Here is a 15,076-nt window from a genome sequence, read left to right on the forward strand (position 1 = left end):
CATACTGAATTTAGAATTTTCTTTTTAAGCCCCATCAACCCGCTGCAGAAATGTCGTATTTCTTCATCTTATGGTTGAGAGTGCTCATTGGCAGTGCCAATTGCTCGGCGGCCTTCTTGGTGTGCCAATTGCAGGCATTTAAGCAATCGATGATTACTGTACGCTCGTATTGGCTGACAACGTCCTTAAGGCTCTTTGAAACGTCTTCTAAATCCGCTTGTGCTTGCTGCTCGTAAGCAGGTTGCTCTGGGGTAGGTGAAGCTGCTTTCATGTCGATACTTGGTACATCTTCTGGGATTTGTTCGCCAAACTCAATGTGAGTAATGGTTTCAAAATCGGACAGTAGCACCGAGCGCTCAATGATGTTCTTAAGCTCACGCACGTTCCCTGGGTATTGGTAGGCAAGCAGCTGTTTACGTACGTTGGCACTTAACCCTGGCGCTTGCGGCAAACCTAGCGTGTTGGTGGTGTGTTGCACGAAATGTTCGGCAAGGGGAATAATGTCCGACTTACGGGCTCTCAGGGGCGGCAATGTAATCGGGAATACATTCAAGCGATAGAACAAGTCGGCACGGAATCCGCCATCTTTGATTTGCTGCATAAGGTTACAGTGTGTTGCCGCGATAACGCGAACGTCCACCTCAATCTCTTTGCTAGTGCCGATTGGGCGAACTTTACGTTCTTGCAGTACACGCAGTAACTTCGCTTGTAGTAGCATTGGCATATCGCCAATTTCATCTAGGAAAAGCGTGCCGCCGTTGGCTGCTTCAAACAAACCGACTTTGTCTTTGTCTGCGCCCGTAAATGAACCTTTCTTATGCCCAAAAAGCTCAGATTCCAATAACTGCTCTGGAATAGCCGCACAGTTCTGAACGATCAAAGGCTGTTCTGCTCGGTTAGAGTTTTCGTGAATGTATTTCGCGATCACCTCTTTACCAGCGCCCGTTTCACCACGCAACAGAACGTCGACAGGAAGAGATAGCACCTTATCAAGACGATTCAATACATTGAGCATTTCTTCGCTCTCTGCAATAGGACCTTGATAGGCTTTCTGGGTACGTTTTTTGAGCTGAGTGTTCTCGCGCACTAGGGCTTGATTGTCGGCATTGAGATTTTTTATTACTTGCCCGTATTGCTCTAACCAAACGGCTTGGCGAATATTACTCGCAGCCATACGACAAAACTCAGTCAAGGCTGCCTCGTTATCGATGACGTTCAAATCGAGTAAGACTAACAGTCCAATGGTTTTGCTTTCGCTATCAATCAAAGGCCAAGCCAGTAAGTTCTCGCTTTTTAATCCCAGTGTCTGTTCTGTTTGATAGATGCTTTCGCAGTCATAGCCGTTGTACTTATACAACTCGTTAATCAACACCACTTCACCATTACGAATGGCAAAGTTGAATGGATCGTTCTCACTGGCTGAGTCTAACTGTAATGCTTCCCAAGGGTGGGAAACGATAGTTTTATCGTTATGGTGAGCGGTACTTGGAATCAACGCCTGGCCAGTCTGGTCCAAAACATAAATGATGCCGTGCTTTGCGAGGGTCATTTGTCTCGCAGCGGTCAACACAGCATCCAAGGTTTGGGTAAGCTGGCTGCGATCAGCCAAAGACTGACTGATCGCAAGTAGGGCGTTACTAAGTTCGCTATGGTTAGCTGAACGCATAGGTTAGTGTTCCTTGCTCATCGACAGACACTTCGATTTGCGTATGTGAATCATCCTTGTCATGCACTAATAGCTGAGTCGATAGTTGCGGCAGCAACTGACGGTTGATGACCGCGTCGATGTTACGCGCGCCCGTTTCAGCAAGGCGACAGTTACCTAGTACGAACTCAACCAAGCTGTCTTCGTAGCTTAGCGACAACTTGTGATGGCTCTGTAGACGCTGAGAAACTTTGTTCAGCTTGTGGTGAATAATTTCTGTCATTGCTTCATCAGACAGCGGAACAAATGGTAGTACTGACATACGTGCCAACAGCGCTGGCTTGAAGTGTTGGTTCAAAGTAGCGCGAATAGCTTCTGCGATGATGTTCGCATCGATGTCTTTTGATTGATGAACCAAAGATTCAATCTCGTGTGTTGCAAGGTTACTGGTCATGATGATCAGCGTGTTCTTGAAGTCGATGGTTCGGCCTTCGCCGTCGTTCAGCGTGCCTTTGTCGAACACTTGGTAGAACAGGTTCAACACTTCAGGGTCGGCTTTTTCCACTTCATCAAGAAGAACAACAGAATATGGACGTTGACGAACCGCTTCTGTCAGCATGCCGCCTTCGCCGTAACCTACGTAACCCGGAGGTGAACCAATTAGGCGAGATACCGTGTGCTTCTCTTGGAACTCAGACATGTTAATGGTCGTCATAAAGCGCTCACCACCAAACATTTGATCAGCAATTGCACGAGCAGTTTCGGTTTTACCCACGCCACTTGGGCCAACCAGCAGGAATACGCCTGTTGGTGCGTCTGGGTTGCCTAAGCCTGCTTTTGCGGTTTGAATGCCTTCAGACAGTGCATCGATAGCGTATTCTTGGCCTTTGATGCTTTGTGTTAGGCTTTCTTTCAGTTTTAGCGTGGTTTCTGCTTCGTCTTGAAGCATCTTACCCATTGGAATACCAGTCCAGTCCGAGATCACATGGCTGACTTCATCTGGGCCCACTTCAAAGTGAACCAATGGGTTGCCATTGCGGATTACATCTAGCTGTTCTTGGCAGCCCGAAATTGCAATGCGAACGGCTTCTTCATCCATTTCTGCATATGGAGAAACGTCTTGCTCTTGTTCTGAATCTTCGTCTGCAACAAGCTCTTCTTCGTTTGTTTCGCCAAAGACCAGTTCATGTAAGCGAGAGCGTAGAGCAATCATCTCTTGGATCTGCTCTTTTTCTTTGTGCCATTGCGCTTCTTGTTCTGCTAGCTCTTCTTTCGTTGTTTCCATTGCCAGTTTTAGGTCTGGAATGTTAGCAAGGCTGTGCTTGTCGCCAGTTTGCTGCAGAGCATCACGCTCAAGTGCTTCAAGCTCGCGCTGTTGAGCTGCAAGTTCTTGCTGCAGAGTCTCAACAGAAGCAGGAATGGCATTAAGGCTGATGTTCACTCGTGCACACGCCGTATCTAGTACATCGATCGCTTTGTCTGGCAGTTGACGGCCAGAGATGTAACGAGCAGAAAGTGCTGCCGCAGCAGTGATAGCATCGTCACGCACGTAAACGTTATGTGACTTCTCGTATGCTGGGCGCAGACCACGAATGATCAATGCTGCTTGCTCAGGAGACGGTTCGTCGAGTTTCACCAATTGGAAACGACGCGCAAGAGCAGGATCTTTCTCGAAGTACTTCTTGTATTCCGACCATGTTGTCGCAGCGATGGTTTTCACTTCACCACGCGCTAGGGTTGGTTTTAGCAAGTTTGCCGCGTCGCTGCCGCCCGCTTGGTTACCGCCGCCAACAAGGGTGTGCGCTTCATCGATGAAAAGAATGATAGGGGTTGGCGAGTTTTTCACTTCATCCAATACTGCGTTTAGGCGTTTTTCGAATTCGCCTTTTACGCTTGCACCAGCTTGCAGAAGACCCATGTCCAGGCCGTAAAGCTCAACACCTTTGAGGTTGTCTGGTACGTCACCTTGTACAATCTTAAGTGCCAAACCTTCTACTACTGCGGTTTTACCAACGCCCGGTTCACCAACAGCAATAGGGTTGTTTTTACGGCGACGAGCAAGGATGTCCACGATTTGGCGGATTTCTTGGTCACGGCAGAAAACAGGATCGATTTCGCCTTTGCGTGCTTTACCAGTGAAGTCTGTCGTGAACTTGCTCAGTGCTGAGCCATCCTCACGAGCTTGTGTTTTCTCTGAAGTAGCAACTTGCGCCTCAATAGAGTGGCTTGTTAGCTCTGCAAAGTTACGCTTAAGGCTGTCAGGGTTTACCGCTTCAAGGATAGAGGCGTAACCATGTTGGCCGTAACGGAGAGGGTTGCTAACAAGAGTAAGGAGTAAGGCACCAGAGCGGATTTGTGTTTCGGATAGATCTAAAGAAGAAACCAGCCAGCTTTCTTGCAACCATTCGATTAATAAAGCAGAAAAAACAGGTTTGCTGCCATTTCCTTTGGCGTTGGTGTCGAGTGTGGATCGAACCGATTGTCTTAATAAGTTCTCAGAACAATCAAAATGACTTAATAAGACGTCAAAATCACTATTTGGCCTTTCTAATAGACTCAGTAAATAATGCTCAATTTGAACTTCGTTTGCTTTTTCAGAGACTGCAAGTGCAGCGGCGTCTTCTAATGCTACTTTTGCAATCGGGTGTAGACGCTGAATTAATGAAGAAAGGTTTATATTTATCATAGCCATTTTATTCTTTAGAGGAAAAGAGGTAGCGGCTATTATACTAAAAGTGATTGCGTTCTTTTTTTATCAAGATATTTTGACTATCGTTTGTTGGTTATTTTTAATGATTATTGTGACATTAATGTTTGCGGTTATTTTAATGGCGTTGTCATTCTAAATTAATTGATAGTAAAAGTGTCGGATTTATTAGTTTTAATGACTTTATTTACACAGTTTTATATGGTTATTTTCACTTTTTAAAGTTAGAACAATTTATTATTATCTTAATCCAACTTTTTGGTTTTTTATCCAATAAATTGTACTCAATATATTAGTGAATAATGCCTGATATTGCTTAAGTTGTTGTTTTTGTTTGGTTTTTAAAGTTGGCACGGACTTTGATTATACCAACTAGTCGCGGTGATAAGCGATTTGGTGATTTAAACAAAACAGATTTTAGAAAAGGAAATAGCGATGCCAACTCCAGCATATATGTCTATCCAAGGTGAGACTCAAGGCCATATTACTAAAGATACTTACTCTGCAGATTCAGTAGGTAACACATGGCAAGAAGCTCACGTTGATGAGTTCCTAGTACAAGAACTTGATCACGTGCTAACAGTTCCACGTGATCCACAAAGTGGTCAGCCAACTGGTCAACGTGTACACCGTCCACTTGTTGTAACTAAAGTTCAAGATCGCTCATCTCCACTACTATTCAACGCACTAGTATCTGGCGAAAAACTTCCTGAGTGTGTGATCCGCTTCTACCGCACTTCAGTTCAAGGTAAACAAGAGCACTACTACTCAATCAAATTGATTGATGCGCTACTTGTCGATATCCAAACTCGTATGAACCACTGTCAAGACGCAGCAACAGCTGACCGCGTGACAGAAGAAGTGCTTAAGTTCACTTACCGTGCGATCGAAGTAACTCACGAAAACTGTGGTACTGCGGGTAACGACGACTGGCGTGCTCCACGCGAAGCTTAATTGCTCGTCGCGTAAAGATTCAGGGCCAACGATTGTTGGCCCTAATTCGATTATTTGTATCAGGTAAAAGATATGGTGAATGACGTAGAATTTAAATTTGAAGTGCCTGGATGTGGGCATGAATTTCGGGTTGAGAGCTTTCATGTTCATGAAGAGTTATCTAAGCCTTTCCACATCAATCTCTCATTACTTTCACTTGATCCAGATATCTCGTTCGATGAGTTAATACGTAAAGCAGGAACATTGACACTTTACGGACAAGGTGTTGGGGCTGCGCGTGTGTTCAACGGCGTGGTGAATGAAGTTCGTTACTTAGGGACTGGGCGTCGTTTTTCTCGTTATCAATTAGTCTTGGTTCCTCAAGCTTGGTTCTTATCTCAGCGCCAAGATTGTCGTATTTTCCAGCAAAAGTCAGCGCAAGACATCATCACAGAAGTACTCGATGATGGGGCAGTCACCGATTACCGATTTGAAGTGTCGGGTACTTATCCTCCAAAAGAATACGTTCTGCAATACCGTGAGTCTGACTTGCACTTCGTGCAGCGTATGATGGCTGAACACGGTATGTGGTATTACTTTGACCATAGCGATTCAAATCATACGATGGTCATTGTCGACAGTAATGACGCGATTGCACCTTTGATAAGCTCGCCACTAAATGCTTCTTACATTGGGCCGATTGTTTATCATGCCGATGGTGGCGGTGTTGCCGATCGCGAACATATCTCTGATCTCGAGTTAGTTAACCGCGTTAGAACGGGACAGGTTACGTACACAGATTACAACTACGAACACCCTAAAATTCCACAAGAGATGACACAGGCTGGCGAGCTAGACCAAGATCTCAAGCAGTTTGATTATCCTGGACGATACGTCGACCCGCTGATGGGGCAGGTGAGAACCACGGAGTGGATGTCGGAACACATAGTCGATAATCAACAAGTGGAAGCAACGAGTGACGTAATGCGCTTAGCATCTGGTTACAGCTTTAACGTCAGTGACCACCCGCGTTCTGAGATTAACCGCGATTACCTCATGTTGTCTGTAATGCACACAGGTCAAGATCCGCAAGTGCATGAAGATGAAGCGAGTGGTATGCCAACCACTTACTACAACCAGTTCTCGTGTATTCCACGTGATGTGGTGTTTAAAGCGCCTAAACTAGCGGCACCAGTAGTGGATGGCCCTCAAACGGCGGTCGTTGTAGGACCAGAAGGTGAAGAGATTTACACCGACAAGCTTGGTCGAGTGAAAGTACAGTTCCATTGGGATCGCTACGGTGATAACAACGAGCATTCAAGCTGTTGGATTCGTGTAAGCCAATCCATGGCTGCGCCAACATGGGGCGCAGTTTATTTGCCGCGTATTGGCCACGAAGTCGTAGTAACTTTCCTTGAGGGGGACCCAGATCGTCCGTTAGTTACGGGCGCAGTTTACAACGGTTTGCATTTCCCACCTTACTCTTTGCCAGAAAACAAAACTCGTACCACGTTCCGCACGCAAACGCACAAAGGAACAGGTTACAACGAGTTGAGTTTTGAAGACGAAGCGAACCAAGAAGAAGTCTATATTCACGCTCAAAAAGACATGTCGACCAAGGTACTCAACAACCGTTACCGTGATATCGGTCAAGATGAATTCTTGAAGGTTGCACGTCACCAAACGAATGAAGTTCATGGTGACCATAAAGAAACCATTCATGGGCATAAAACGACACAAGTAAACAGTACGTTTACCGAGACAGTCGAGCAAGACGTTACCGTCACATACAACGCGAACGAAGCCCAGTATGTGAAAAACAATTCTGACTTAGAAATTGGTGATAACCGTACGACTAAGATCGGCAAAAATGATGACTTAGATATTGGCGAAAACAGTAACCTTACTATCGGTGCGTCTAAGAGTTCAGATATTGGTGCGGATGATAACCAGACGGTTGGTGGCAACTTAACGGTATCAGTGAAAGGTAACACCGCTTATAAAGCTGATGGTGCAACGCAAATTCTCAGTGGCGACAAGATTGTATTGAAAACGGGTGGTTCCTCTTTAGTGATGAACAGTGATGGTTCAATAAAGTTATCAGGCTCGGCTATTACGATCGAAGGCAGTGACAAAGTCGTCGTGAAAGGTGGCAACGTAGTGGTTAACTAACAATGGAAAAGCAACCTCTTACAACAGAAGTAATATCAGAGCAGCAAGCCGAATCAACGGCTTGCTTTTCGCGTTTTGGAAGAATAGTGGGTATCAATGAGTCTACGGGCAGTGTGCGAGTTGATTTTGATGGTAACCCATTTAAGCAGCCACTCACTGCGAGACTAGGACGTGGCTTTCGTCGTTCTGAGCTGCAAATGGCTATCGATAATCGATTAAGTTGTCGAGTTGAATTTTTGAACGACGACTTAAGCTTGCCTCTTGTGACGGACATTTTCTTCTCCATTCTGGATGACTCTGACGAGTTTGTATTGCGAGCGAAGAAGATGGTTATCGAGACAGAACAAGAGTTGGTAGTCAAAAGTGGTGAGACAGAAACTCGCTATAGCGGGCGCGATGGACGAATTACCACTAAAGCGAAGTACGTCACTTCTCAAGCAGAAAAAGCACAAAAAATTCAAGGCGGAACGATCGCAATTAACTAATTACCTAGCATTAGCTAATTTACGTCGAGTTAGCTAATTACTTTGTATTAACTAATTGCAATCGCGTTATGGCACGCTAATAACGGATAACTAGATGCGACAAAGAATCGGTGTCGAGCACCTAAAGGCACCCATAACCAATCAAGAAGTCGAAGGCGCGTTAGCAAAAGCTGATCGCGCTGTGAATGACCTTTCCCAGTTGCCAGTAACATGGCTGGATTTCTGTAATGAAAAGCTGTCCATTGCTTCTGAAAGTATCGGGTTTTTAATCAGGCAGCGAGTTCAAATTCACAAAAGGGGTTATCCAAGTCGTGAGTTGGCGTATCTCAAGCTGATCGAACGCCAAATTGAAGAACTGAAGCAGGTGTACTTGTCGTTTTATCGGCTAGCACCGGGGTTGATTCATCAGTTAAGAGGCCAGGAGCCAGAAATCTACAGCTGGCTGATGCTACAGGGCGAGTTGGGCTCAGAGTTGGATAACCTTTTGTGCGGATTGAGTTTACTCGAAGATATTGACGCTAAAACCGCAATGGTCATTGCCGTACAATCTCCGGTTGAATCTATGGATAGCACGCTTTCGGAGCTTATTGAGGGCAATGCGACATCCAGTGCGTTTTACTTTGAATGCTTACGTGTACGTCAAACATTAAGTGTTTCTCTCATCAAGCGCTGGCACAAAGCCAGCATCATTAGCTCTCAAGTTGCTTTGCCACTGCTCGTTTTACAAGACGTAAAAGAGGGGATTGATTGGCTTAATGACAATGCAGGCAGCGAACAATATCTATTTGAACGTTTGATTACCAAACGTGACAGAGGCACTTGGTTCCGTCAGTGCTTTGGCATCGAACCAAATAGATTACCATCAGCGCAAGTGCTCACTTACGCCAAGTTGCTTGAGTTAAAAGAGTTTGAGGCGTTTGATATCTCTTCTTCATTAGCACCTGTTGATTTTGCGCTGAGTGGTGATTGGAAACTGGTGCCCCAAATCATCGAGCACTTGGAAAGTCTGGAGGAAGCTGAAGGTGAAATTTGGCTTCAAGCCTTGTATGTCGTCTACGGAAAGCTTCTTCCTCTGACTCCGCAAGATGTTGGTGTCGAGTATGAATGGGAAGAGATCGTCGATCTGCTCAATGAGTGGGTGGAAGATGAAAAATATATCCAAAATCTACCAAGCCGCTTGGGTTACGCATTGAGCTTCGAGTCTACGTTAGCTGCGATGCAAGATTCTAACGTTGATGTGCTGTTCCGCGACTGGCTATGGCGCCAAATCTGTATTCAATCCAGAGCCTACGTGCCTTGGGATATGGCAATGCCGATTCATCAACAAGACTGGAACTTTAACAATTTAAAGGCCGCACCTTCTGCGAGCGAACGATTCAACTTAAGGAATAGCAATGCAGTTATGGGATATTGAGGCGCACCCTGAGCTATCACTTAAAGGTCGTTTTCAACGTGACGAAAACGGCGATGAAGTGTGGGTTGTGGTCGCCAAACGCACATGGCAATTCGATGGTGTGGTTTGGCACGAATTAGGTGAAAGTGAAATCTTCGATGATCCCCAATATTTGGGCGAAGAAGGCTTCTCTGCGATGAAAGTTGACCACGAATTCGCGTATACCAAAGACAATACAGATGTACTTGTTTACGGTAAAGCGCGCAGTTACGCGAAAAAGCCAGTGACATACCAAGAGTGTCGCGTGTTGATTGATGGTCATATCGATAAGACTCTCGCTATTCACGGGGAACGCGTATGGGTTGAGCATGCTGGCAGTATCACGCTGAGCAATCCAGTCCCATTTATTGAAAAAGACATTGATTACACTTGCGCGGTAGGCGGTGATTTACGTAACCGAATAGGTGGTGGGGTTGCCGACTCCAACAAAGAATTGCTTGAACAGAAAGTACCCTCGATTTTTTATCCCCGAGAGGACTGGAGTGCCGCCGCGAAAAAACTACGCGTTGCGGGGTTCGGGCCAGTGCCTCCGTTCTTTGAGTCGCGCCAGAAGCTGGCCGGCACGTTCGATGACGATTGGATTGAGAATCGCAAGCCAATGTTGCCACTCGATTTTGATAAGCGGTTCTTCCAAAGCGCGCCTATTGATCAACAGTGCAAAGGCTTCCTTCGTGGGGGGGAGCGTTTGATGATGAGTGGCTTTTGTCATGATGACACGCTTTCATTTCGAATTCCTAAAGAAAAATACCGTGCGATCGCGACGTTCAAAGATCAAAGTTATCAAGCTGATATGGCGATGTACACCTTATTCGTTGATGCGGAAAAGAAAACTATATCAATCAGTTACACCGCTGCGTTTCCTTGTCAGGGCAAGGAGCATTTGTTGGTGTCGACATCCATCACTAAGTTGGAAGAGGTAAGCGAGCATGCATAATTCAACAGGCCGTTACGTGCTAGGGATGGAAGTGATGACGCCAACCGGTATGAATTTAGATATTGCTAGTGCAGTTTCGTATGCTGACTTAGGAAGATTCGACCAATGTGTAGGGGATGATGGTATCGAGCGTTTTACTTACGCCAAAATCGAATACACCAAAGAAAGTGAGCAGTTTGAGAAAACGTGTGAGTTAATCACCCACTTGCTTGATTCATTGTTAGCACAGTTACCACGTTCATTGAGACCAATACCTTTGCTTATAGCGGTGCCTGCGTCTGTTTCACTAGTAAAGGTGCAAGAATGGCTTGGTGAAAGTAACTATGCTGAATTTCTCTCTGTGGTGAATGCTGTTCATGCCAGTGGGCCTAGTTTCGTTCTCCAGGCCATGAAATCATTGGATAAATATGATGCTATGATGTGTATCAGTGTCGATTCCTTGGTGAGTTCGATGCAAACACTCATCGACGATGCGATGGTAATGAGTACCAATAATCCATGGGGCGTTATTCCGAGTGAGGGTGGGGCGGGTTTAATTCTTTGTCGAAGAAATACCGTAGAAACATTGAAACTTAAGCCTCAAGCGCAGCTTGGCTACATTGATACGGAATTAAACACTTCAGACCGAAGAGGCATGTTTCGACTTGTTCAACGTGCGAGTAAAAAGCTCGATTTATTTGGTGAAGTGTATTCCGATATGACGAACCTGCGCATGCATTCGGAAGATTACGGTTTTGCTCTGGGGGCGAAAGCAGAACGATTCACGAACCCAGAACAACCGCAGCTTATCAATGAGTTGTGGGGCACAATGGGCAGTTGTTCTTCTCTCGCTTTAATTGCCTTTGCGGTCAGAGAGCACCACTTTAAGCAACCAACTACGTTGTTAATGTTCGACTTTCATGGTGACAAAGGAGTTCTCCAATTACTGCAATGTTAGTGGGCACTCATCGATCAAATGGCAATGAAAATATACTCATATTATTAGGTTGAAGTTTGTAACACGAAAAAGCGTATAACTCATGCAGTGAAAGCGTAAGTAAAAAGGTCTAATAAGTTAGTAATAATAACTAAAATAATAGGCTTACTGTTTGTTTTAAATACCAACCTTGATACAAGTACGTTCAAGAAAATATTATTCAACTCTAATAATATTTATTCTATGAAAGAGTACTAAGTGTCTAATAATCAGAGTACAGCCAAAGGATATATCGATCAGTTGGTTGTTAAAGCTATTGAGAAAAAGAAACTGAATGAGCAAAGGCTAGCAGAAAAAAATAAGCCGAAGCTTGAGTACGTGCTTTTTTCACAGTTTGATGTATTAGACAAGCTTCCTTCTAAAAATGGTAAGACAACGGTTTACCATCTTGCAAAAAAAGGGCAGCCAGAGAAGCAAATCTGTTGCAAAGTTATCAATGATGACTCGCCAGAATTTGCGAGCAAAATGTTGATTAACGAAGCGAGCAGGCTGGAGCTTTCTCAACACCCTAGCGTGGCTAACTTTGTAAAAATCGGCAACGAATTCGAACGCCCATATTTGATGTACGAGTGGATCCAAGGTGAATCACTGGCAGAAAAAATGGAGCGTCATTCTTCTAAAGGCTTCCGCCACGACCACATCGCTTGGTTGGTGTATCAACTCGCTGGCGCTCTAGAGTTTATGCATACAAGAGGTATCTGCCATCTTGATATTAAACCATCTAACGTATTAGTGAGTGAAGGCGATTACGTTAAGCTCATTGATTTCGGCGCTGCTCGTTACATTGGAGAGACAGAACCTTACGCAGAAGCAAGCTTGAGCTACGCTTCCCCTCTTTATATAGAAACTGGCATCGCGGAACCGCAAGATGATGTTTACTCTCTCGCTTTGCTCGCTGGACATCTATTTTTAGGCTCAATATTTGGTGATGCTTGGAATAGGCAGTTAAAAGACCGAAAGCGTCCGGCTTTGATCCCGGCTCATATTTGGAAATTGCTGAAAGAAGTCATCAACAAACCAAGAGGGCATGGCTATACCGCTATTTCTTTTGCTCAACAGTTAGCGCGAATCGATACGCAATCAATTAGCTCAAATTCTAACGCACCAATTTTCAGTAGCTTGCGTAACGCGGACTTGCTGCTTACACACTGTAAGCCAAATGATAAAACGGCGTATGGTCGCTTTAAAATATTAGAGGCGAGCTTAGTGTTGAGTGTGCTGGCAACAGCAGGAAGTTATTTGTATCAACAGAATAAAGATCAATTGGATGCCATTTTTTCCCGAGGTGTCACTACTGTAACTCACGTTATTACGCCCTCTGAAACGGCTTCTTTTTTGGCTCAGCCTCCATGGAAAATCAAAGAAGAATTGTCTCAAGCTACTCAGAGTATTGATATGACAGAAGCTTATCGAACAGCATATCAAGCTCAGCAGTTAAGCCTCTCGAATTTATATGAAGAAAAACAGGCTCAGTTAACGTCGTATCAATCGTTAGCGGATGGCTTACCAATGGCATTAGTCGAATTACGTAAGGAGCTTGTCACCTTGCGAGAAACCCTTGTTCGTGACGGTGCCCTGTTTCCATATGCGGATGAGGCGTTGACTAAAGTGATGTCTGGATTAAATGTCGCGTCTATCGATTCCATGAAAGTATCTGCCATAGCTGGCAGTCGAGATAAGCAGATTACTCGCTTAATTTTAGATGGTGAAGCTAAGCTCGCAGAAAATGAAATGAAAGAGGCATGGTTGTTAAACCAGTCACAAGCCTATTTCTACAACCAAATCTTACCAAAGGCTGTGATGGAAAATATTAATGACTCCATCGATAAACATGCAGAGGCGCACTTTTACACCAAAGCAATTGAAGAAGCTGAATTAGCCAAAGCCTACTTCGGTAATACGCCAGAACTAGACAAAAAAATAAAGGATTTAATCGTCGCAAGAAGCGAATTTATTTTGTTTAGCACCGTGATGGAGCAATCCGTTTACGACAAACAAAAGCTACATGAATCCCTTGCCGATTTAGAACGGAATGCACCAAGTAAATTTACAGAAATCACGAAAATTCTAGATAGCATGGCGTCGGATGCGATAGAGCAGAGCCATCGATTATCTAAGCCAGCAAATGGCGCAATTGCGGTAGCGCGAGCGTTGAGAGATTACTTGACTGAAGGAGACGTGAATTTTGTCCAACATTGATATCGACCGTCTGCTTAATCCTATTTCTGATGAATCTCCAGTGGGAAACGATGCCCGTTACGAGTTTTGCTATGAAATGATGGAGTCCGAAGTGAAGAAATTCGGTTCCTTGTTTGGCGAAACAGTAGATTGGAGCGTGGTAAAAACGCACGCGACCGAAGTTCTAGAGCACCACAGCAAAGACTTAAAAGCCATTTGTTACCTCGTTCGCGCGCTAACAGAAGAGTTTGGTCTGCAAGGCTTTGAACAAGGTCTAAAGCTGCTTAGTGAGGCGTTAAGTCGCTTTGGCGTTGAATTGTATCCTTCCCGAAAGCGGGGTCGAGATGGCGCGGTCGAATGGTTGAACCATCAGTTTAAACTGGTCAGCAGCAAGTTAGCGGAAAGCGCTCAGTCATGGGATTTGGTATCAAACTGCATTTCGACTATTGAAGAAGTGCAGCGTCAATACGACGAGGTTTATCAAGACTCAGAAGCGGATTTCTTTGAGATTCGCACTCAACTCAATGTTTTATCTCAACAAGCGGCGGCTGATGAGCAGAGCGATGATGCAGTCGTTAACGTCGAACAAGCGGCGCCTGCACCAGCTACGCAGCCTGCTGCCGCAGAAACGCCAGCGCAGAGTGAAGTGCAAACCGCACCGGTGAAGGCGGTTCCGCCGGCCCCTAAAGCTGCGCCAGTTAAGAAAGCGGTAGCAAAAGAAGTCGATGTCGATACGGACTTCTCTTCGCCGACGGCTTCTAAGCGCACCTTGAAGAAGGTTGCGGAAGTCATGCTTCATGCGAACCCAAGTGATCCGCTGGCTTACCGGATTTATCGTCATCTGACTTGGGATGACATTGATGGTCTACCCGACCACCAAAATAATCAAACGCCTTTGAGCTTGGCAGTGTCGTCCGATCAACAAGCGGAATACCGAGATAAAGCTGACCAAGAAAGCGACATCGACACGATTAAGCGTTTGGAGCGCACATTAACGGATGCGCCGTTTTGGCTGACGGGCCATTACTTCGTGTATTCGATGCTTAATAACTTGGGCTTTGATGATGCAGCGCTTGCTGTGAAACAAGAAGTGACGCGTTTTGTTGAATCGCTAGAGGGCATCGAGCACCTCTCATTTAAGAATTCTATACCATTTGCAGATGAAGCGACCTTGAGCTGGTTATCGACTCAAGATACTACTTCTTCGACTTCTCAACCCGTTGTTCAAACGGTTGTGATTTCGCAGGAAGACTCGCTGCCAATGGAGGATATCACTCTAGAAAATCTAGGGGAATGTGCCGCAGAGCTTGCCCACAAACTTGAGCTGGATAGCTCGGGACGAGGGCAGTTCATGCTGTATTTACAATTGATAGCAGCTTACCAGTCTGTTGGATTATACCCGTTGTGTTTGCCGTATCTTGAGAAGGGGTGGGAAGTACAAAAAGCGTTTAATCTCGCGAGCTGGGAACCCCACTTATCGTCACAGTTAGAAGACCTAATTCGAAAAACACTCCATCGGTTATTTGGAAGCAAGGATCTTCTACCTGAGAAGTATGAAGAGTGGAAAGCAATTTACGACTAATTAAAGAGTTA

10 protein-coding genes are annotated in these 15,076 nt (G+C 45.1%); 8 read left to right on the forward strand and 2 right to left on the reverse strand.

Annotation, left to right across the window (positions count from 1 at the left end; translation table 11 throughout):
* Nucleotides 1-34 precede the first annotated feature (34 nt).
* Both R8269_RS01945 and tssH read right to left on the reverse strand, forming a co-directional pair.
* Nucleotides 35-1,666, reverse strand: a complete 1,632-nt coding sequence (locus tag R8269_RS01945) for a sigma-54-dependent Fis family transcriptional regulator (RefSeq protein WP_213889017.1) — start codon at nucleotides 1,664-1,666, stop codon at nucleotides 35-37.
* Complete coding sequence (tssH, locus tag R8269_RS01950; RefSeq protein ID WP_318222445.1) at nucleotides 1,653-4,331, reverse strand: type VI secretion system ATPase TssH; 2,679 nt, start codon at nucleotides 4,329-4,331, stop codon at nucleotides 1,653-1,655. The genes R8269_RS01945 and tssH overlap by 14 nt, the downstream gene beginning before the upstream one ends.
* A gap of 456 nt (nucleotides 4,332-4,787) precedes the next feature.
* On the opposite strand from tssH, the gene R8269_RS01955 reads away from it, so the two are divergent.
* The 8 genes from R8269_RS01955 to tssA all read left to right on the forward strand — a co-directional run bounded on the left by R8269_RS01955 (nucleotide 4,788) and on the right by tssA (nucleotide 15,065).
* Nucleotides 4,788-5,306: an Hcp family type VI secretion system effector gene (locus tag R8269_RS01955; RefSeq protein ID WP_005373415.1), complete on the forward strand. Its 519-nt coding sequence runs from the start codon at nucleotides 4,788-4,790 to the stop codon at nucleotides 5,304-5,306.
* 72 nt (nucleotides 5,307-5,378) lie between these two features.
* Nucleotides 5,379-7,457 carry a type VI secretion system tip protein VgrG gene (gene tssI / locus R8269_RS01960; RefSeq protein WP_262659597.1) on the forward strand — a complete coding sequence of 693 codons (2,079 nt, stop codon included), beginning with the start codon at nucleotides 5,379-5,381 and terminating at the stop codon, nucleotides 7,455-7,457.
* A 2-nt stretch (nucleotides 7,458-7,459) separates the two neighbouring features.
* Nucleotides 7,460-7,942 carry a hypothetical protein gene (locus R8269_RS01965; protein WP_193837939.1) on the forward strand — a complete coding sequence of 161 codons (483 nt, stop codon included), beginning with the start codon at nucleotides 7,460-7,462 and terminating at the stop codon, nucleotides 7,940-7,942.
* Nucleotides 7,943-8,036: 94 nt separating this feature from the next.
* Complete coding sequence (locus R8269_RS01970) at nucleotides 8,037-9,356, forward strand: hypothetical protein (RefSeq protein ID WP_017633761.1); 1,320 nt, start codon at nucleotides 8,037-8,039, stop codon at nucleotides 9,354-9,356.
* On the forward strand, nucleotides 9,337-10,329 hold the full coding sequence (locus R8269_RS01975) for a DUF2169 domain-containing protein (RefSeq protein ID WP_005386096.1): 993 nt from the start codon (nucleotides 9,337-9,339) through the stop codon (nucleotides 10,327-10,329). Before R8269_RS01970 ends, R8269_RS01975 begins: the two co-directional genes overlap by 20 nt.
* A complete protein-coding gene (locus tag R8269_RS01980; RefSeq protein ID WP_171343145.1) occupies nucleotides 10,322-11,266 on the forward strand; it encodes a hypothetical protein in 945 nt (314 codons plus the stop codon). Before R8269_RS01975 ends, R8269_RS01980 begins: the two co-directional genes overlap by 8 nt.
* Nucleotides 11,267-11,503: 237 nt before the next feature.
* Entirely contained in the window at nucleotides 11,504-13,504 is a 2,001-nt protein-coding gene (locus R8269_RS01985; protein ID WP_262659602.1) for a serine/threonine protein kinase, read from the forward strand.
* The gene (tssA, locus tag R8269_RS01990) at nucleotides 13,491-15,065 is read left to right on the forward strand and encodes a type VI secretion system protein TssA (RefSeq protein WP_262659604.1); all 1,575 of its coding nucleotides are present in this window, start codon (nucleotides 13,491-13,493) and stop codon (nucleotides 15,063-15,065) included. The genes R8269_RS01985 and tssA overlap by 14 nt, the downstream gene beginning before the upstream one ends.
* Nucleotides 15,066-15,076: the final 11 nt, after the last annotated feature.

This window comes from Vibrio sp. Vb0667 (assembly GCF_033391095.1).